We start from the raw sequence: 19,777 nt of genomic DNA, 5'->3' as shown, positions 1-19,777 counted from the left end.
CGTTCGTCCTGAGCCAGGATCAAACTCTCATTTTTTAATGTTTGTTTGAATGTTTGCTCATTCGTTCCAAGATTTGCATCTCGGATTTATTTGCTTGCGAAATTGACTTCGCTCTTTTGTTTGGGTTCTTATACCCGCACACTTTTGCGAAAACATTGTTCAGTTTTCAAGGTACTACCCGCGCTTCTTTGTCAGGAGCGCTTTTATAATTTATCAGATCTTGTTCTCTTTGTCAAGAACTTTTTTCTGTCCGCTCTCTGCTCTTTCAAGCAGCAACGTTTATCATCTTACTAAATCAGCTTTCCTTTGTCAAGCTTTTCTTTCAAATGTTTTTTCTGCTTTCGGCAACAACTTACTGCTGTACTCAAGCACAGATAATACTTTACTATTTTTAAATCACTTCGTCAACTTTTTATTTTCGTTCGTATTTTACACTTTTCTTACTCTCTTCTATATTATTTAAGATTAATTATTATGTGATTTTCGTAAACTAATTCTATTTTTGCTTCTTAATTATTCGATATTTTAAATATTTGAGCATTAAAAAAGTTACTGTAGAATTATTTTACAGTAACTTTTTTATATCTAAATTAGACTGTCATTCTTAGTGATTTTGGTTATTCCATTCATATATGGGATTAACGCTTTCGGAACAGTTACAGTTCCATCTTCATTTTGGTAATTTTCTAAAATAGCAGCAACTGTGCGGCCCACAGCAAGTCCAGAACCATTCAAAGTATGTGCCAAGTGAAGCTTGCCATCTTCATCCCGATAACGAATTTGTGCACGCCGAGCTTGGAAATCAGTACAGTTAGAGCAACTTGAAATTTCTCGATATTTATCTTGTGCTGGCATCCAAACTTCTAAATCATAGGTTTTAGCACTAGTGAAACTAGCGTCTCCTGTCGACAGCGCAACAACATGGTAAGGTAAATTTAGCTTTTGCAATAAGTGTTCAGCATTTTTCGTCAACTTGTCCAACTCATCCCATGATTGCTCAGGTTTACAAATCTTAACCATTTCTACTTTGCGGAATTCATGCATTCTAATTAAACCGCGCGTATCACGACCAGCTGAACCCGCTTCACTTCTAAAAGCAGGAGAAAGTGCCGTAACATTGATTGGTAACTTGTCTTCATGGATAATTTCATCACGGAAATAATTAACCAATGGAACTTCAGCTGTTGGAATAAGAGTCAAATCCAATTGCTTTTCTGGATTGTCATTATCAACAATTGTGTAAACATCCTCACGGAATTTTGGAAATTGGCCTGTTCCTTGCATAGATTCATCATTAACCAAGTATGGTGGAATAATTTCTGTATAACCTGCCTTAGTATTTTCATCTAAGAAAAAGTTAAAGACAGCACGTTCAAGTAATGCACCTGCACCCTTATAGAAAACAAACCGTGCACCAGAAACTTTGGCACCACGATCCCAATCCAAAATATCTAAATCTGTACCCAAATCCCAATGTGCTTTCGGCTTAAAAGCTAACTTTGTTGGCTCACTCCATCGACGGACTTCTTCATTATAGTCTTCGTCAGGACCAATTGGCGCAGAATCATCTGGAAAATTAGGCAATCTTAGTAAAATGTCATTTTGTTTAGTTGTTAATTCATTTACCTTCTCGTCAAGAGACTTGATTTGACTGCCTACCTCACGCATCTCTTGAATCACTTTATCAGCATTTTCTTTGTTACGTTTTGCTTCAGCAATTTGCTTTGAAACTTGATTACGTCTTGCCTTTAATTGTTCACTTTGATTTAAATCATCACGACGGTCTTGATCAATTTTGATTAATTCATCCAATTGCTCTGGTTTAATACCACGAGTAGCAAGTTTTTTCTTTGCCCAGTCAAGATTTTCGCGAATTACCTTAATGTCTAACATATCTAACCTCCATCAAAACAAAAAGCCGATTCATCCCCTTATATTGGGACGAATCGGCTTAAACATGGCTTCGCGGTACCACCCAGTTTCAGCTACTTAAAATAGCTGCACTCACTTAGTTGGCGATAACGGTGCCGCTAGCCGTGTAACTGTTAATTACCCACATTAATAGAATCTGGAAACGACCTCTATCCGCTTACACCAAAATACGGATTCTCTGAAAAATCAGTCTTAGGATTCTGTGTTTGGGTTTATTTTATGCTATTCTGCGCTTTTAAGCAAACATTAATTATCTTTTTGTCAAACCTTATTTAAATTAATTAGCACTTTAGCTTTAAAATATTAAAATCTGTATCTTTTAATATTTTAAGTTTTCCTTTGATTGACCCTTAAGCCAATCCGCCTTTTTTAATAAATAGTACTTTTCTTCATAAGTGAAAATATCACTAATTTGACCTAAATCAACTGCATAAACATAATGAAAACCTAGTCGTTGCAATAACTTTTGTGAACGTAAATTATCTTTAAAAGTTCCTGCCCAAAGTACTTTTTGTTTAAGTTGGCCAAAGGCATAAGTGAAAAGCAATGTTAGAGCTTCCGTCATTAACCCATGGCCAGAAAAATTTTTATCTAATAAAAATCCCACTTCCTTTGTTTTTAATAAATCCTGCTCATTAGTTCCTCGCTCATAAAGTTCAACTAAGCCAACTAATTGTTGATTTTTGTGAAGACAAACTGCATAACTATACTTTCTAGCTGTATATTGATTAACTGCAGCTTCTGCTTGAGTCAAATTTTCATAATGCTGAAAACCACCTAAACGCTGGTAATAATCATCTTGCCCCCATTTAAAAATTGTGGGTGCATCGCTTTTATTGAATGATCGTAAAAAAACACGCGTACTCATTATTTACCAACCAATTTCAATAACCAATCCATCCCAAACATTAAAGCAAAGCTGTAAGCTGCAATTGTCCACGGCTTGCCAAGCACGATAATCCAAAAGTATGTTGAAAATTTCATTTCAGTTAGTCCTGCAAGCAAACAGAGGACATCATCCGGTGCCATTGGCGCAACAATACAGATGGCAAAAAACCAATTGAATTTATGTTGATTTTCTGTCCACTTAATGTACTTATCAAAAGTTTTCTCAGAAACTATGTGTAAAATAAATGGCTTACCATAAAACCGCGATAAAAAGAAATCTATTATTGAACCGACACATACACCGACATAATTGTAGATGAATCCTGCAAGTGGACCAAAGAAAACTACCCCACCAAGCAGGGAAACACCACCAGGAATAATTGGAAATACCACTTGAATAATTTGTATCAAAACGAAAACTACTGGTCCTATTATTTTTTTATCAGCCAAATATGCTCTCATTTTTGCTTGGCTCGTAAAAATTCCTAACCGGTACCAATAAACACACAATAAAATAATAATGACTCCGCTGACAACGGTCAAGATATTAATCAGTCTTCGACTAGCTTTAGCTGACAAATGCATAACCTACCTCCAATAACAATCTCATTTTACCAAAAAAATTTCCTGCTTGATTATTTTCTAGTTATATTCGATTAATAATTACAATAATTTAAATATTTAAAAATAGGTCAGCAAACAAATACCCCCTATTGGTTACCTGATTATCACTAAATTAGCCTATATAAGAGAGCTGCCAATAAAAATACTACTTCATTTTAAAGTATAATAGTTTTACAATAAAATTTTCAATTCGGAGGTAACAATGACTCAAATTTTATCTAATATAACTTATGATCAGCAAAATAATTTGACTACTGATATATATCTGCCACAACAAATCAAGCCTCAGCACAAGATTTTGCTCTTTTGGCATGGTGGTGGCTGGTTCCGTGGCGATAAAAGTGATCTTCAAGAACTAAGCCTGAAAATCGCCGAACAGGGCTTTATTGTCTTTGCTCCCAATTACTCACTTGCTCCAGAGTACACATTCCCAGTCGCTCACCAAGATAGTGTCAAATTTGTTAAATGGTTGCTAAATAGCAAATATTCCGTTACACCTACCACTAAAATTGCTCAAATTGGGGCTAGCAGTGGTGGTGTCCTTGCCCTTTATTTAGCAGGTAAATTTGGATTTCCAACTGTCACATGGTCAGCCCCTGTCAGTTTTTCAACCTGGATGAAAGATCATGCAAGTACTCCTGCCTCATCTGCTGCCCAAAAAGAACTTGGTCTAAAAAAATTTACCGATATTAATAATGCTTTTTATAAATATTTCACCATCACGTATGCCGGTTCAGACCAGCTACCAACTTTACAAAAGCTTGACGCTCAATCATATAATTATCAAAAATTAACTCACTTATTAATGATTAATTCAACTGCTGAACTCTCCCCTGTTAGCTATCTGCTTGAATTCATCTCTGTTCTCGCAAAAGAAAATCACGAAGTCGATCTTAAACTACTCCCGGGAACCAGACACGCAATGGCCTATGCAAAACAATATCTCGCTGAATCTGTTGCGTATTTAACCAAGGCTATCGAAATAACTAACTAAAGCAATTTATGTGAAAACGGTTTATAATATTTATGAATAACTCAAAAATATAATTATACTTAAGGAGATAACATTATGGCTAAATACCAATCAATCAATCCGTATACTAATGAAAAGTTTGGTAATTATAGCAACCCAACTGCTACTCAAATTGAAGATGCTCTCAATTTAAGCCATGCCCTATACAAAAAATGGCGTTTCGAAAAACCAACTTCGCGAACTGTTATCCTACATCAAATCGCATCTAAATTGCGTGAAAAAATAGACCCAATGGCCGAAACAATGACCAAGGAAATGGGAAAACTAATTGGGGAAGCTAAGGGAGAAGTTGAACTCTGTGCCTCAATTTGTGATTATTATGCTGAGCACGGTCCAGAAATGATGATGAAACAACCGATTAAGTCACAACTTGGCAAAGCATATTATCTAAAACAGGCAACCGGTGTCATTATAGCCTGTGAACCTTGGAATTTCCCACTTTACCAGGTTATTAGAGTTTTTGCACCCAATTTTATTGTAGGAAACCCAATTATTCTTAAACATGCCCATAATGTACCCGGTTCGGCTGCACTAATGACAAAGCTTATTAGACAAGCCGGTGCTCCTGAGGGTAGTTTGATTAACCTTTATCTTAATTATGATCAATTGGATCAAATTATTGCTGATCCGCGAGTTCAGGGTGTTGCTCTAACAGGATCCGAACGTGGCGGAGAATCAGTGGCCAAAACTGCTGGTAAAAATCTTAAAAAATCAACTATGGAACTTGGCGGTAATGATGCTTTTATCGTATTAAATGATGCCGACTCCTCAACATTAAAGAAGGCTCTCCAAACTGCCCGAATTTACAATGACGGTCAGGTTTGCACTTCGTCAAAACGAATAATTACCGTTAAATCTCATTACGATGAAGTTTTACAAGATTTAAAGAACTCATTTGAAGTCCTCATAGCTGGCGATCCTTTAAATGAAAAAACCACATTAGCACCAATGAACTCATTAGTAGCTAAAGACAAGTTAACACAACAAGTTAACGCAGCAATCTCTGCCGGTGGAAAAGTTTACTATCAGTATCCTGAAATCAATTCAGATGGTGCTTTCTTCCGCCCAATGATTTTAACCAATATTACTAAGGATAATCCAGCTTATGATCAAGAATTCTTCGGACCAGTTGCAATCGTTTATGCAGTTGAGGATGAAGATGAGGCAATTACTTTAGCCAATGATTCTAGTTATGGATTAGGCTCTTCCGTCATCAGCAGCAATATTGCACATGCAGAAAAAGTGGCTGCTCAAATTGAAACGGGGATGACCGTTATTAACGGAACTTGGATTACTTCAGGTGAATTACCTTTCGGCGGTATTAAAAAGTCTGGCTACGGCCGTGAATTAAGCGACTTAGGTATGATGGCTTTTGTCAATGAGCATCTAATAATCGATCCGTCAATGAAATAATTGCAAAGCCAAAAAGCTAGGCCAACTGAGGTCTAGCTTTTTTGTATAAAACCAACTAGTAAATCAAACAATTTACTGAGTTCGCATTATTCAATATCTCATTAAAATTAATGAGTCTGTTTCTTTTCTTTAAATAGGTTATAGCCAGTCAATATAGTTGTCATAATGCTTGATAAAACTAAAAAGTAAGTTGATGCTCCAATCGAAACAGCATATAAAAGAATTTCATTTGAAATGTTTTTAAGAATTCCACCCTTAGTCAGTGTCAATGTTGGTAGTTTGAAAATTAAATAAATTAAGAAAACTGATTCTATTAAAGATAACACAAAGGCAACAAAACGACGATTATTACCATCTTTCAATGTGTTATAAATAATAACCAATGGCAAAATTACAATAAGCGCCCATAAAAAACATAATAGCACTCCCGATAATTGCGTTGCACTAGAAGAAAACAAGTGCCCTGCCAACCTAAATGTTACCCGTGTTAACGACATTTTACCCGTGTAGGTGACATCAGAAACCGATGCACCTGAACCTGTAAAAATAACCACTAAATTAATTACAGCCATCAATAAAACTAACAATTGAACATAACTAAAATGTTTTCTCACTGCATGTTCTTCTATATGATCATGGGTTTTGCTTTTTGAATGCACCTTTTGACTAGATTCTTCAACGCTATTAAACATATTTGAACAAATTTGATTAACTTTTTCTGTCAAGCGTTTATCTACCGTATATCGTTCAATTTTTCCATCTTTTACACAAACTAGATAAAGCCAAATTAATAATGCAAAAAAGCAGACCCAGCCAATACTTCGAGAAAAACTCATAACAAGTAATAGAGCAATTCCCAATAAAAAAACAATCATACTATTGTTATGCATCCATTGGAGCATTTTTTTAACAGTTGGATTTTGTTTTTCTGGGTAAAACTGCTGACGATAAAGTTTACGATTTACTATACTTTCGCCGGTTTTTTCATTTTCATAATTGCCTTTCTGATATTGATCGGTAAAAAAAGTGTCCCTATATTTTTGTAAATCAAAGTGACATTTTGGACAAATTTCATCATTATCGGATATCAGGCGGCCACAATTTGGACAAGTAGTCATAAAAACCATCCTTTTAATCATTTTATATTTGGTATCCTAATCATAAAACAAAAAGTACGAGAAAGAAAATCTCTTTATCGTACTTTTTCGTTTAACTTAATAATTTACCTTGTTAATCTTTAACTCGACGATTCTTTTTCAGGTGTATTCCCTCATATGTCAACTTAACTGCGGCTGTTAGAGTAATTGGCATAATAAAGACAAGAATAATCAAGCCGATGATCACCGTTAACGCCACTTCAATCAAAGTTGGAATACCCGAAGGAATTAATGCGGCAAATGTACCACCAAGGATTATTGCTGCTGAAATAACAACAGTTCCAATAATACCACACGCCTTCAGAATTCGATCACTAGGACTTGAGCCTTCCAGTTCACGATAACGAGTCATCAAGAAAATACTATAGTCAACACCTAATGCAATCAATAATATAAAGCCGAAAAATGGTGTATTCCAAGCGAGCATATTATTGCCCATTACTGCTTTCACAATCCATTCACTAATCGACAACGAACTAAAGTAAGCTAATAAAAGTGTCCCTAAAATATATATTGGTTGAAGAAGCGACCTAGTAACAAAAATTAAGGCAATGCCAATACCGACTAACATAATAGCAGCGGTTCTAATAAAGTCTTTGTTAGCTACTTCTTTAATATCTGCTATCTTAGCACTTTGTCCTCCCATAGCTATTGTTGCATTGGCTAATCGTGTACCTTCCAGCGATTTTTGGGCCATCACACTTAAATCTTGTGCCTTTTTAGTCGCTTTAATGCTACTTGGATTGGTATTAAAAACAATCATCAGCATTGCCGATTTTTTATCTGGACTCAAATAATTTTCAATTGAGGTTTGGAAAGTATCGTCTTTGATGAATTCTTTAGGAATATAGAAAGTATCCGCAGCTGACGAATTTGCTAATCCTGTCAAATAGGAAGCACCTTGACCCAAGCCACTATTAACTTTATCTACTCCAGCGGTAATCTTCGGCGTATTATTTGCAAGTTGACCTGCACCTGAATTTAATTGACCAACACTAGAATTGAGCTGACCGATTCCTCCATTTAAACTTGTGGCACCAGAATGCAATTGGTTAGAAGCTGACGCCAAGCGCCCAACACCAGATTGTAATTGTCCCATCTGACTAGCTACATCTGGTAAAGAAGCTGACGCTTGTGACCATGACTTTTCAAGAGCAATTCCGGCTGCCTGCATTGCGGCCATTTTTTGCTGAGGTGATAGTCCGGGTAAAGCACCAATTGTTTTAGCTAAATTGGCTTTGTAGCTACTTTCAAGTGTTGCTTTCATACTTTGTTGTGCTCCAGCAAGTCCTTGAGTACCACTATTTATGCTTGAGTTAAGCCGATTCAGCCCATTACTCATCTGAGCAGTACCACTCTGCAATTGACCAGCACCACTTTGCAGTTGACCTGTACCACTTTGCAATTGTCCTGTACCAGTAGCTAGTTGGCTAGCACCATTTGCTACACTTTTACTTGCTTGACTAAGCTTATTTAGGCCAATCCGAGCCTGATCAACTCCTTGATTAACTGTATTCAACTGATTCTTAACGTATAACTTTTGAATACTTTCTCCATAAGGTTGCGTGACTGAAGTTACCATTGACACATTCTTTGAAGACTGTAATTGTCGGGTCAACTGATCAATTAACCGCAAATCCGCCTCATTATCAAGCCGATGGTTACTCTTGATATAAAGAATAGATGGTTCGGCCATTCCTTTTGAAAAATGTTGCTCAACTATCTTCATTCCGGCTTTAGCAGGTACATCATTACCAATTTCATCAGTATCATCGTAATTTAAATGACCTGAATACATTAAACCAAATGGCACGATTATTACAGCTAAAACAATCAAATAAATTATTGGGTGTGCTAAAGTGCCCTTAGAAATTCCATGCCATAATTTATCTTCTTTTTCACCAGTAAATTTCTTGACTGGCCAGAACATTTTTTCACCCAAGACGGCCATAAAAAATGGATTCAAAGTCAATAAAACAATTAATAAAACAGCTACACCAACAGCTACACCAACAGCTGATTGGTAAATTGAAAATTTAGCTAGGCTCAGAGCGGTAAATCCAATTAAAATCGATGATCCTGAATACAGAATTGTTTTCCCTGCTATCTTTTGAGCATTTTTCATTGCCTGATAGCGATCCATACCCAGTCCTAAATTCTCTTTAAATTTATCGTAAAGTAGAATATTGTAATCCGTTCCAATTCCAAATAACACAATAATCATAAATACTTGGGTGAAATTTGAAAACGGAAAGTTCTGATACTTAACTAGATTTGTTACAATCGCAAACGATGTAATAAAGGAAATCCCCACTGTTAATAATGAAATCAAAGGGACAATTGGTGATCTAAAAACAATAACCAAAACAATAAAAATAAAGACAATTGTAATAGCTTCAGTTTTCTTAATACCCTCTTGAATCGAATTGGAGAAAGCATTTTGCAAAACATCTGCTCCAGTAACATAAGTTCTGATCCCAGCTGTCTTCACGGCTGAATTAATCTGTTCTTCCACTTCATTAATTGGAGCATGATGTTTGGCAACATTTACTTGTGCAATCCATGTTGTATTATCATCTGACTGTAATTTTTTCTTGGTTGCAATATTATCATTGGGTCCCAATATTTGTTTTATGCCATACTTATCTTCATTATCCTTCAAACTAGTAATAGTTTGGTTGATGGCATTTTTATCATCAGCCGTTAACTTGCCATTCTTTTTGTTAAAGACAACTGCAAGTTGATAAGTATTTCTTTGCTTTGGTCCCCAATCATTTTGAATTGATTGCGCAACCTCACTTTGCACATCTTGTGGCAAGGAAATATTTGAGTGCTCTCTAGTTAACCCAGTAACATCCGGCAAAACCACAACAGAAATAATTAAAATTATTACCCATGCAATTAATGAAAAAATATGATTCTTTAATAATTTTTGCACTCTACTTTTCCTTTCTATTTTTGCAAAAAATCTTTTGGCCGAACTAGTTGTAAAATTAGTTCATGGTAGCCTATATCAGCTTCGGTGCCAGTTTCATCCGCAAAGGAATCAGATACATCTAAAAAGACATATCCTAAAACAGCGCCAATTAAAGAATGAAGTGAAACGGTACTATCACTACGTAAATTCAACTTATCAGCCAGCGCAATTATATTCATAATTTCTTGAGTAATTGCATCATCTTTTTGATATTCATTTAAATGATACAAAATACTTATCAATGCTGGATCATTTAGAATAAATTTACGTATAATATCAGCAAACTTAAGTAATGCCTCTTGGCCAGATAATCCAATTATGCTATCCGTTAACTTTTTGATTAAAATTTTGATTCTACTTGCACCTACAAGCGACAATAATTGTTTACGACCAGAAACATAATGATAAAGTGACTGAGAACGCACTCCCAACTCACTTGCCAAACTAGGCAAGGTTGTTTCTGATAATCCATTTCGGCCTATCATTTCTGTTGCCTTTGCAATTACTTTATCTAAGTCAAGACTTCTTTTTTTAACCATTTACTTCCCTTCTTTAAACAGCATACTGAACAATATAACACTACAATCAGAAGAATACAATCTACAATATGTAAATTGTTATCGATTATTTGTCGATTACTACTAACGCATAGTTTTATATACAAAAAAAGGAGTTCAAACTGAATTCCATACTAGTTTTATTAAAAAAAACGATTGACAGTCTGGCCTAATTCAGCCAGATTATGATCACTATTGCTCCAAACACTCACACAGTATGAATTTCCATGTGTTTGAACCAATTCAACGCTTGCTTTACTATCACCAATTGTATAAATAGACCCACTAATACTTTTTGCGATTTTAGGTTTAGCAGAAGATGTATGAAGAGCATTTAAAACTTGATTAGAATTTTGCCGATTTAAAGTTTTATTCCGATACAAGTTAGCCAGCACAAGTGCCATGTCTTTAGCCGTCGTTTGAATATTAAGTGTGTTTTTGCCAACTTTACCAAAAGTTGTGTGTGTTGCACCCATTTTTCGTGCTACTAAAATGACTTGTGTAGGTTTAATTTTACGTAATAATGCTTTAGCTGCCGTCTGACTATTATTCATCATTGCTTGCTCCAGATAAGTAATCCCATACCCTATTCCTGGTTGAAGTAATCTTTCTGACTTCACTTGATCGGCTTTTTTAATTTTAATAACAGACTTACCTGATAGGTTACCATACTGCTCTTGATAAAAAATTGCTGTTAGTAAAAATAACCTAGTTGATTTATTAACAACATGTGATTTAACCGTATTGCCTATGTCCGCAAATTTACCCGAATTTAAATCTTGAACATATACCTGATAAGACCGTTCTTTACCCATAATTTGTTCAATTTTATGTGTCCAAACACGATCACTTCCATGAACAACTTTTATTTGGTTATTATATTCTACATCAGACACATCTGGTTCATGCGAAGCTTCATTTTTATTCTTACTACTATTAAATACTTGGTGTGTTTTGGAACCCACGATTTGCAAACTAGCATTTTCCGTTCGCTTAAGATTAGCTGAATAGAGAACAAATGCGAGCAAAGTGGTAATTAATGAGCCAATTAATACTTTGTTTTTCATAAATCCATCCCCATCTTAAAAGAAATGGTGTCTTTTCATCAAAATTACTAACCAAACCATCAAAATAATTGTTAAAACCATAATTATGATCCAGTCAGATGAACTATGCCCCACTGGTAAACTGACATTCATCCCATAAAATCCGGTTAAAATAGTAGGTATTGTTAATACTAATGACCAGACCGTTAAAAACTTCATGGTATCATTCAAATTATTATTCATCATATTATTTGATGTTGCTGATAATGTCTGGGTTACTTGTTGCGAAATTTTTACCATTTCTGCCGATTGATTTGATTCAATTAACACATCATCAAGCCGTTCACATGCACGCTTAGTAAAGTCCAGTTCAGACACTTTCAAACTATGAAGCATCATTAAATTTGTTTGAATAGAACTTGATAAATATACTAAACTCTTTTCAATATTAGAAAGCTCTACAAGATCCCGATTATTGATATCTCCAGATAACTTTTTATCTAATAGATTGCGTTCATCATCCAGTTGTGTGACTGCTCGTTGAAAATATTGCGAAGAAAAAAGCAAAAATTTCATTAATAGTTCAGTAACATCCTGCGCTTTAGCAAGTTCTCGTCGCATCATAAGATCATTGAATTGATCAAAGACATAACTAGTAGACTCAGTATGAAAAGTAAAAATATTTTTTTCTGATATTAAAAAAGTAACTGGATGAGCTGTAAAATGCTTAATAACCTGCGTTGGCCAGATAGGCACGTCATATACTAGCAAGTTAATATGAGTATAAGTATCATAATCGTAGTGTGGCCGTTCATGACGATCAGAGATATAAGAAATCATATCTGGTGTAAAATTAAAATCATCTTGTAACTGATTACTATCTGTTTCACTTAAATTACTGATGTCATACCATCTATAATTAGTTATTATCGGGAATTTTTGCTCTTTAATCATTTTGGTTACCCCCAGTTGCTGGCTATTAATTTTAACATGCCAATATTATCTTACCATTCAAACAAAAAACGATAAATAAAAAACAGGCTTTGCCTGCTTTTTTATTTATTAACAAACCTTACTGCTTCCATGCAGCATCAAACTTAATATTACCAGCCTTAATTGCTTTTTCAACATTCCGATTTTTTTGAGCAGCTACTAATATTGATTGCATAATTGGTGTTAACTGACTAAAGGTTGCATTTGAATCTTTAATTACGGGAACGCTGTATAAAGAATTCGTTCTTAAAATATCATTTAATCGTGCCGGTAATTTAAATTGCTTTTCTTTCTGATAAGCAGCTTCTTGGGTTACATCAGTATTAATTGGAATATAACCAGTAGCCTGAGCCCACTTAAGCTGACTTTCTTTTGAACAAAGAAACTTTATAAATTTAAAAGCAGCAGCTTTTTGCATGGCAGTCGCTTGACTAAACATATATAGATCTGTTCCCTGTTGCATTGTATATTTACTTGGTCGCGCCGCTACATTATAAGTAAAACTCTTTCTGCTGGTCTGCTTAATCCAAGTTTCTGTTGAAGAAGATGTCAAAAACATTGCCAGTTTATTATTTGTGAATGGGATATAAAGATATTTATCTGAACCCGGCATTCTAAAATAACCCTCTTTTTCTCCACTTACATAGTAATCAATTACGCGGCGAGATTTAGTACCAGTAAAATTGATTTTGCTTGAAAAATTCTGACCCTCATTCTTCATCCCTAAAACATAATAATTATCCAGATTATCAAACCCTGCACCAGCTATCTGATGGTTGCTTTTTTGATAAATTATTTGAGAAGCTGTCTTCAATTCCGCCATTGTAGCTGGCACTTTTTTAATACCATATTGCTTAAATATTGTTGGATTATAAATTAAAACCTCAATTGATTTATTAAAAGGAATTCCATATTGTTTTCCTTGAATTTGAGCTCCAGCTAACATCTCTGGTTTAATTTCTGAAGCAGATTTATTACCCCATCCGACTTCCTTATTATTAATATACGGACTTAAATCGACCAACATTTTGTTTTCTGCTGCACTTTGAAGCCAACCAGGGTAAGCCTGAGTAATTGCTGGTAAATTTTTAGGTGATGGCAAAGTTGAGTTAATCTTAGCCTGTAAATTATCATAGTTACCTTGTTGTTCAAGTTTAATCCGAATCTTCGGATTTTTGTTTTCAAAACTTTGTACTAAACTTTTTAATGTGCTTTCCTGTTTGCCTTGCATTCCGTGCCAAAAGACAACCGTTGTCTTTTGAGTCACTTTAGGAATCTGATTTGAATCAGAAGTTGAAGACGGACTTTTATTTGAACAAGCCGTAATTCCAACAAAAGTTAGTCCTACCATTACCAGAGTAGCAAACTTTTTAGCAAAATTCATAAGATCTTTTCCCTCCCAGAATAGTGATATCGTGGACTTTGAATTATAAGCATAAATTCTTACTAATTGTAAAGCAACTCAGCTTAATACACAATTAAATAAATATAAAAATTCGCCTTTTTTTCAATATTTCTTTGCTTTTTTTGCAAAAGTTCGGCTTTATTAGGAATTACTACAGTTTTACTTTCTTTATGTAAATATGATTAGAAAGAGCTAATACTAAGATTTATGTATCAAAAAAGCGTTAAGCCTGTATCACCGTTAATTACAGGGTACAACTTAACGCTTAATCAAAGTTTTTCAAAAAAATCTTAATTGGACTTAATTTCAAACTTTCAATTGTTATTTAATTTATTGCTTCCAAGCAGCAGCAAATTTTGACTTACCGGAATCAATTGCACTATTGACATCTTGATTCTTTTGAGCGGCAGCTAAAATGTTTTGCATGATTGGATTCAGTTGACCATATGCAGCACCTGCATCCTTAACAACTGGGATACTATATAAGTTCTTCATAGCATCTTCTAACTTAGCAGGCAATTTAATCTTTTTACTGTTTTTGTACTCAGGAGATTCAGCAGCAGCATTATTAACCGGAATATAACCCGTAGCATTTGCCCACTTAAGTTGACTTGCCTTTGAAGTTAAGAACTTAATATAAATAAATGCTGCTGCCTTTTGATCAGCTGTTGCATGTTTAAACATGTAAATGTCAGTTCCTTGTGACATAGTGTATTTACCTGGACGCGGGGCAACATCATAGGTGAACTTATTTCCAACACCTTGCTTTACAAAGCCTTCACCAGCAGACGTACCGATAAACATTGCAACTTTTTGATTAGCAAATGGTCCTGAAAGATAATGTTCTGAACCAGCTACTCTAAAGTAACCAGCTTTGATACCATCGGCATAGTAATTAATAACTTTCTTAGATGCAGCGCCATTAAAATCAATTTTGTTTGAAAAATCATTACCTTCATTCTTCATCCCTAAGACATAATAATTGGAAAGGGAATCAAAACCTGCACCAACCACTTTATGATTACTCTTAGTATAAATAATCTGCGCATCCTTTTTCAATTCGTCCATTGTTGATGGTGCTTTTTTAATACCATATTTCTTAAAGATGTTTGCATTGTAAGTTAATGATTCTATCGACTTATTGAATGGAATTCCGTATTGAACACCAGCAATCTTTGAACCATCAAGTAAGGCTGGCTTGATATCAGAAGCTTTGCTACTACCCCAACCAACATCTTTGTTATTAATGTACGGCGTTAAATCAACCAACATTTTATTTTTGGCAGCTGTATAAAGCCAATCCGGATAAGCCTGTGTAATTGTTGGCAAGTTATTTGGCGACTGCAAGGTAGAATTAATCTTAGCTTGCAAGTCATTATATGCTCCTTGATTTTCCAATTTTACCTTAATCTTCGGATTTTCTTTTTCAAACTCCTGTGTCAATTCTTTTAGCGTTTCCTGCTGTACACCTGGCATTCCGTGCCAAAAGACAATTTCAGTCTTTTTAGTCACTTTGGCAATTTTTTCAGTGCTTTTAGAACTAGACGAAGAAGACTGGTTGCCGCCATTAGAACAAGCAGCAGTTCCGATCAAAGTCAAACCAACAGCAAATACTGCGGTAAGTTTTTTACTAAGCTTCATTTGGTAAACCTCCCAAAAATTAAAAACTAAACAACAATTTTTGATTAACTAAAGCGTAATTGTTTCATTACGCTTAGGTAAAATCCGTTCTCCGAATGGATTCTCTTCCAGCTCCGGATGCAATGTGTGCACCGGAATAAGTGCCTGTGGCTGAACCTCGCCAATAATTTCATTGAGCTCTTTCTCGTCAGCATGACCAGAACAACGCAAAGTTTTAAACTCAATCTGGTTATTTACTAATGCTTGCATGAACAGACCATACGCTGGATCAAAATCACCAAGCGGTTCGGCATTAGAATGGATATATAATCCCCCACATTGCAAGTTATCATAGTTACTATCCACCTGCCAAAAGTAATCACAATCATCAGTTAGCAATTTTTGATAAGGAATTGCTAACTCCGACTTCAAATCGGCAAATTGTTTTTCTTTTGGCAAATAATAGTATGGCGTATCCAAGTCCAAACTCCTTTTTAATAGGTGCGCTCGCGGTGCGTGAAGTACAACTTGCCGCGGTGATTCTGCAATAATCCGTAGCAAACGCTCTACATTGGTTGGATAGGTATTAAAAGTTATTTGCCGCTTAGGGTTCTCTTGCTCAAGCTGAACAATCCGATTTATTAATTCAATTTCATTTTTCGGACCAGTAAATTCCTCACTACTTGGTTCATGTCTCTCTTCTGGCCAAGAGACACCAGTACCTTCAATAATTAGAGCATCACAGCCTTTTGCAGCCTGCAAAAATTGATGAACCCAATCAGGATGATAACCATGAAGGCGAATATCGCCTGTATAAGCAATTTTTTTATCTGGTGTTGTAATTATCAAACCCGTTGCTCCATAAGCATCATGATCACTTGGCCAAATTTCCAAAGTGATCTTTCCCACCTTAATTTGCTCTTTATAATTAGCAGCTATAATTGGTCTAGTATAACTTATATCGTGACCAGCTGCTGGTAACAGAAAATCACCATGCTCATTTAAAACTGGCAACAATTGCGCCGTTAGTTTTCCTGCATAAAGTGGAATTTCGGGTGCCAAAAAGTTTATGGCTTTGCTGTGATCTAAATGTAAATGTGATATATATGCAGCGGCATGTTTCCATTTAACATGATCAAGTGGTTTTCCCGTCAGTAGCGGATCGTAAAAATCGGGCACATCACCAATTAAATGGTGACTTAGTAAAGTTGGATATTTTTCATCAGGTAAAGTTAACTCTGGACGATAAACCTCACCCAAGTCGAAAAGCACATGCGATTTATCATAGGCAACCTCAATCATGGGTCCCCCAATTGTCGTCAATCCATTATAAAAAGTAATGGATGTCCTAGCCCTTGAGATCATTGCGCACTACCCCCTTGATTATTTGTTTTCTAAAAATCAAATACAAAACCAAAATTGGCAAAACCGTTAAGGTTGCTGCAGCAAGTTGCAATTGTGTTTCACTTCCAGCATCTGAAGCAAATGAAGACAATCCATTATTCAATAAGCGCATAGTATCTTCATTAGTTACTAACAGAGGCCAAAGAAAAGAATTCCAACCCGAAATGAAACTAAGCAAACCTACGGTAAATAGACCTCCCTTAGACATTGGAACCAGAATTTTCCAGATGTAGTCCCAATCACTAGCCCCATCAATCATCGCTGCTTTGTAAATTGTCGTAGAAATGGAGCCAAAATAGCTCTGCAAGTAATACATATAGAAAATTGATGTCAAAAACGGCAAAACTAGACCAATATAAGTATTTAGCAATCCCATGTGTGCAATGGTATTGTAGTTAGTAAAAATTATTGCCTCCCCAGGAACCATCAAAAGAGATAATAGAACCAGCTGCACAATTTTCTTACCTTTAAAGTTTAAATTGACCATGGCAAACGCACCCAAAAGTGAGTTAAATAAACTAATTATCGTTGTAATGCTTGCCGTTAAAATCGTATTAAAAAAGTACCGAGCAAAGGGAGCTCTAGCAAAAACCTTCGCATAGTTTGACCATTCAAAGTGATGGGGAAACAATGTCGGCGGAATTGAAGTGGTTTCTTGAAAACTCATTAAGCCACCCAAAATCATATAAATAAAAGGAAAGACAGTAACAATTGCAAAGATGAATAGGATAATATAACTAAGCAAGACGCCCAAGCGAATTCGTTTCATTTAATTTTCTCCTATCTTCTTCATCATTTTCCGTTGCAAAAAAGTTGCAAACAAAATAATTAAAAATAAAATTACTGTTGCAGCCATCGCAACACCAGGTGTCCCAACAATTTGAAATTTATTATAAATATAAAAAACAGCAGTTGTTCCAGAATTACCCACTCCAGCTTGTCCGTTGAAAAGTGCGTAAACCGATGTATAAATCTTAAATGCACCAATGATGTTCATCGTTAACAAAAAAGCAAGCGTTGGAACAAGCTCTGGCATCGTAATCCGCCAAAATTTATCTCTGCCACTAGCGCCATACATATCGGCAATCGTATAAAAACTAGGGTCAATATTTCTCAGCGCCCCCATCAATATGACAATATTAAATGCTAATGACGTCCATATCCCAAAAATAATAATTGTTGTCAATGACATTGCCGGATCATCAATCCAATCAGGTGCTGGTAAATGAATGCTCCTGAGCAAAAAATTGAGCATCCCGTAATCACCGTTGAAGATATAGCGAAAGACAATTCCAATCGCAATCGTTGAGGTAACATATGGCATAAAAAAGGTGGTCTCAAAGAAAGATTTGTGTTTTACCTTGGCAAAAATAATCCACGCCAACATGATAGAAATTGCTAACCCTATCGGAACTGAAATTACCGCATAAAGAACAGTATTCTTAATTGCTAACCAAAATTCAGGATCTTTAAAAATATATTGATAATTATTAAAGCCTGCCCAAGTCAAATTAATTAGTGGACCATTCTGAAAACTCATGCTAAAAGCCCGCAAAATAGGATAAATACTAAACAAAGTTACAAAAATTATTGTTGGTGCTAAGAAAAGCCATGCCTTTTTTTGATTAGTTTTCATTAGTAGACGCGCTCCCCATCAGTTGTAAAAATAAATGCCCGATCTAATCTTATCTTAAGATCAATCTCGTCTCCTCGTTTGATTGAAGATTCCAAGCTCACTAATGAACGGCCTTGGACTTGATCATAATTAAATTTCAAAATTCGCTCACGACCAATTAGTTCAACATCCGCCACTTTTGTATGAAAAACGCCTCCTTCTTCAGGTATAATATTTTCCGGTCTAACAGATAATATATAATCACCATCAACTAACTGGCGTTTAAAACGTTGCTGATTAAGTTTAGCCAAATCCAAAGTAAAGTATTTAGTACGTAATTCATTGGCACTTTTTGTTATCTTGAAATTATTAATTACTGGATTACCAACAAAGTTTGCTACAAAATAATTATTTGGCTCTAAATAGAAGTTTTCACCCAAATCATCCTGTTGGATTACACCATCATTGAACAAAATAATTTTATCCCCAATCGAAAGAGCTTCTTCTTGATCATGAGTCACAAATAAAGTTGTAATTCCAACGGATTTAACCAATGAGCGAATTTCTTCACGGATTTTTAGTCTTAGTCTTGCATCAAGATTGCTTAACGGTTCATCCATTAAGAGGATTTTTGGTTCTTGAACCAGTGCTCGTGCAATTGCTACACGTTGCTGCTGTCCACCAGATAAGTTGCCTGGTTTTTGATCAGCAATATCCATAATTTGAGTTAATTTCATATATTTTTGAGCAATTTCACGTGCCTGAGCTTTTGACTTTTTATTTTTACCCACTGTTAACGGAAACATGACATTCTGAAGTACATTCATATGCGGATATAATGCATAATTTTGAAAAACATAACCAATTTGACGATCCTTTGATGCAACTTCTACTACTGATTTTCCATCAAATAGAATTTCGCCCGACGTTGGATTAAGTAAACCAGCTAAAATATTTAAAATGGTTGTTTTCCCACAGCCTGATGGCCCTAACAAACAAACTAAATCACCTTTTTTAACTGAAAAGCTTACATTCTTAATAGCTTCATGGCCATTATCATATACTTTTCTTAGATTTTTAACTTCGACAAATTTGTTGTTATCCATAAAATTG

Annotated in this window: 16 protein-coding genes; 2 read left to right on the top strand and 14 right to left on the bottom strand. The window is 35.2% G+C overall.

Going from position 1 to position 19,777, the window contains the following annotated elements:
• Nucleotides 1-585: 585 nt before the first annotated feature.
• The 3 genes from serS to F5ESL0246_RS01275 form a co-directional block, all read right to left on the bottom strand.
• Nucleotides 586-1,893 (bottom strand): serine--tRNA ligase, encoded by a 1,308-nt coding sequence (serS, locus tag F5ESL0246_RS01285; protein ID WP_122017753.1) that lies wholly within the window; start codon nucleotides 1,891-1,893, stop codon nucleotides 586-588.
• A gap of 358 nt (nucleotides 1,894-2,251) precedes the next feature.
• Complete coding sequence (locus tag F5ESL0246_RS01280) at nucleotides 2,252-2,800, bottom strand: GNAT family N-acetyltransferase (protein ID WP_122017752.1); 549 nt, start codon at nucleotides 2,798-2,800, stop codon at nucleotides 2,252-2,254.
• Nucleotides 2,800-3,405, bottom strand: coding sequence for a TVP38/TMEM64 family protein (locus tag F5ESL0246_RS01275; protein ID WP_122017751.1), 606 nt, complete (start codon nucleotides 3,403-3,405; stop codon nucleotides 2,800-2,802). Before F5ESL0246_RS01275 ends, F5ESL0246_RS01280 begins: the two co-directional genes overlap by 1 nt.
• Nucleotides 3,406-3,646: 241 nt before the next feature.
• Between F5ESL0246_RS01275 and F5ESL0246_RS01270 the strand changes: the two genes are divergently transcribed.
• Nucleotides 3,647-4,438, top strand: a complete 792-nt coding sequence (locus F5ESL0246_RS01270; protein ID WP_122017750.1) for an alpha/beta hydrolase fold domain-containing protein — start codon at nucleotides 3,647-3,649, stop codon at nucleotides 4,436-4,438.
• Nucleotides 4,439-4,513: 75 nt separating this feature from the next.
• Nucleotides 4,514-5,890 carry an NAD-dependent succinate-semialdehyde dehydrogenase gene (locus F5ESL0246_RS01265; protein WP_122017749.1) on the top strand — a complete coding sequence of 459 codons (1,377 nt, stop codon included), beginning with the start codon at nucleotides 4,514-4,516 and terminating at the stop codon, nucleotides 5,888-5,890.
• 107 nt (nucleotides 5,891-5,997) lie between these two features.
• Here the strand turns inward: F5ESL0246_RS01265 and F5ESL0246_RS01260 are convergent, their stop codons facing one another.
• The 11 genes from F5ESL0246_RS01260 to F5ESL0246_RS01210 form a co-directional block, all read right to left on the bottom strand.
• Nucleotides 5,998-7,008, bottom strand: a complete 1,011-nt coding sequence (locus tag F5ESL0246_RS01260; RefSeq protein WP_122017748.1) for a zinc ribbon domain-containing protein — start codon at nucleotides 7,006-7,008, stop codon at nucleotides 5,998-6,000.
• Between the two features lie 112 nt (nucleotides 7,009-7,120).
• Complete coding sequence (locus tag F5ESL0246_RS01255; protein ID WP_122017747.1) at nucleotides 7,121-9,985, bottom strand: MMPL family transporter; 2,865 nt, start codon at nucleotides 9,983-9,985, stop codon at nucleotides 7,121-7,123.
• A gap of 14 nt (nucleotides 9,986-9,999) precedes the next feature.
• Nucleotides 10,000-10,563, bottom strand: coding sequence for a TetR/AcrR family transcriptional regulator (locus tag F5ESL0246_RS01250; protein WP_122017746.1), 564 nt, complete (start codon nucleotides 10,561-10,563; stop codon nucleotides 10,000-10,002).
• Nucleotides 10,564-10,724: 161 nt separating this feature from the next.
• Nucleotides 10,725-11,648: a serine hydrolase gene (locus tag F5ESL0246_RS01245; protein ID WP_122017745.1), complete on the bottom strand. Its 924-nt coding sequence runs from the start codon at nucleotides 11,646-11,648 to the stop codon at nucleotides 10,725-10,727.
• A 15-nt stretch (nucleotides 11,649-11,663) separates the two neighbouring features.
• Nucleotides 11,664-12,581 (bottom strand): magnesium transporter CorA family protein, encoded by a 918-nt coding sequence (locus F5ESL0246_RS01240; RefSeq protein WP_122017744.1) that lies wholly within the window; start codon nucleotides 12,579-12,581, stop codon nucleotides 11,664-11,666.
• Nucleotides 12,582-12,699: 118 nt separating this feature from the next.
• On the bottom strand, nucleotides 12,700-14,004 hold the full coding sequence (locus F5ESL0246_RS01235) for an extracellular solute-binding protein (RefSeq protein WP_122017743.1): 1,305 nt from the start codon (nucleotides 14,002-14,004) through the stop codon (nucleotides 12,700-12,702).
• A 351-nt stretch (nucleotides 14,005-14,355) separates the two neighbouring features.
• Nucleotides 14,356-15,666 carry an extracellular solute-binding protein gene (locus tag F5ESL0246_RS01230; protein ID WP_122017742.1) on the bottom strand — a complete coding sequence of 437 codons (1,311 nt, stop codon included), beginning with the start codon at nucleotides 15,664-15,666 and terminating at the stop codon, nucleotides 14,356-14,358.
• A gap of 48 nt (nucleotides 15,667-15,714) precedes the next feature.
• The gene (locus F5ESL0246_RS01225; protein WP_122017741.1) at nucleotides 15,715-17,010 is read right to left on the bottom strand and encodes an MBL fold metallo-hydrolase; all 1,296 of its coding nucleotides are present in this window, start codon (nucleotides 17,008-17,010) and stop codon (nucleotides 15,715-15,717) included.
• Complete coding sequence (locus F5ESL0246_RS01220; protein WP_122017740.1) at nucleotides 16,994-17,818, bottom strand: carbohydrate ABC transporter permease; 825 nt, start codon at nucleotides 17,816-17,818, stop codon at nucleotides 16,994-16,996. The genes F5ESL0246_RS01225 and F5ESL0246_RS01220 overlap by 17 nt, the downstream gene beginning before the upstream one ends.
• On the bottom strand, nucleotides 17,819-18,685 hold the full coding sequence (locus F5ESL0246_RS01215; RefSeq protein WP_122017739.1) for a carbohydrate ABC transporter permease: 867 nt from the start codon (nucleotides 18,683-18,685) through the stop codon (nucleotides 17,819-17,821). It lies immediately after the preceding gene.
• Nucleotides 18,685-19,770, bottom strand: a complete 1,086-nt coding sequence (locus F5ESL0246_RS01210) for an ABC transporter ATP-binding protein (protein ID WP_122017738.1) — start codon at nucleotides 19,768-19,770, stop codon at nucleotides 18,685-18,687. Before F5ESL0246_RS01210 ends, F5ESL0246_RS01215 begins: the two co-directional genes overlap by 1 nt.
• Nucleotides 19,771-19,777 lie beyond the last annotated feature (7 nt).

This window comes from Lactobacillus sp. ESL0246 (genome assembly GCF_003692965.1).
Taxonomy (GTDB): Bacteria; Bacillota; Bacilli; order Lactobacillales; family Lactobacillaceae; genus Lactobacillus.
The sequence above is the reverse complement of the archived record's forward strand: the minus strand, read 5'-3'. Positions and strand labels throughout refer to the sequence as shown.

What these genes read in the sequence shown, in the direction of transcription:
- serS (WP_122017753.1), bottom strand. Translation starts at nt 1,893, where the DNA reads ATGTTAGACATTAAGGTAATTCGCGAAAATCTTGACTGGGCAAAGAAA.
- F5ESL0246_RS01280 (WP_122017752.1), bottom strand. Translation starts at nt 2,800, where the DNA reads ATGAGTACGCGTGTTTTTTTACGATCATTCAATAAAAGCGATGCACCC.
- F5ESL0246_RS01275 (WP_122017751.1), bottom strand. Translation starts at nt 3,405, where the DNA reads ATGCATTTGTCAGCTAAAGCTAGTCGAAGACTGATTAATATCTTGACC.
- F5ESL0246_RS01270 (WP_122017750.1), top strand. Translation starts at nt 3,647, where the DNA reads ATGACTCAAATTTTATCTAATATAACTTATGATCAGCAAAATAATTTG.
- F5ESL0246_RS01265 (WP_122017749.1), top strand. Translation starts at nt 4,514, where the DNA reads ATGGCTAAATACCAATCAATCAATCCGTATACTAATGAAAAGTTTGGT.
- F5ESL0246_RS01260 (WP_122017748.1), bottom strand. Translation starts at nt 7,008, where the DNA reads ATGACTACTTGTCCAAATTGTGGCCGCCTGATATCCGATAATGATGAA.
- F5ESL0246_RS01250 (WP_122017746.1), bottom strand. Translation starts at nt 10,563, where the DNA reads ATGGTTAAAAAAAGAAGTCTTGACTTAGATAAAGTAATTGCAAAGGCA.
- F5ESL0246_RS01245 (WP_122017745.1), bottom strand. Translation starts at nt 11,648, where the DNA reads ATGAAAAACAAAGTATTAATTGGCTCATTAATTACCACTTTGCTCGCA.
- F5ESL0246_RS01240 (WP_122017744.1), bottom strand. Translation starts at nt 12,581, where the DNA reads ATGATTAAAGAGCAAAAATTCCCGATAATAACTAATTATAGATGGTAT.
- F5ESL0246_RS01235 (WP_122017743.1), bottom strand. Translation starts at nt 14,004, where the DNA reads ATGAATTTTGCTAAAAAGTTTGCTACTCTGGTAATGGTAGGACTAACT.
- F5ESL0246_RS01230 (WP_122017742.1), bottom strand. Translation starts at nt 15,666, where the DNA reads ATGAAGCTTAGTAAAAAACTTACCGCAGTATTTGCTGTTGGTTTGACT.
- F5ESL0246_RS01225 (WP_122017741.1), bottom strand. Translation starts at nt 17,010, where the DNA reads ATGATCTCAAGGGCTAGGACATCCATTACTTTTTATAATGGATTGACG.
- F5ESL0246_RS01220 (WP_122017740.1), bottom strand. Translation starts at nt 17,818, where the DNA reads ATGAAACGAATTCGCTTGGGCGTCTTGCTTAGTTATATTATCCTATTC.
- F5ESL0246_RS01215 (WP_122017739.1), bottom strand. Translation starts at nt 18,685, where the DNA reads ATGAAAACTAATCAAAAAAAGGCATGGCTTTTCTTAGCACCAACAATA.
- F5ESL0246_RS01210 (WP_122017738.1), bottom strand. Translation starts at nt 19,770, where the DNA reads ATGGATAACAACAAATTTGTCGAAGTTAAAAATCTAAGAAAAGTATAT.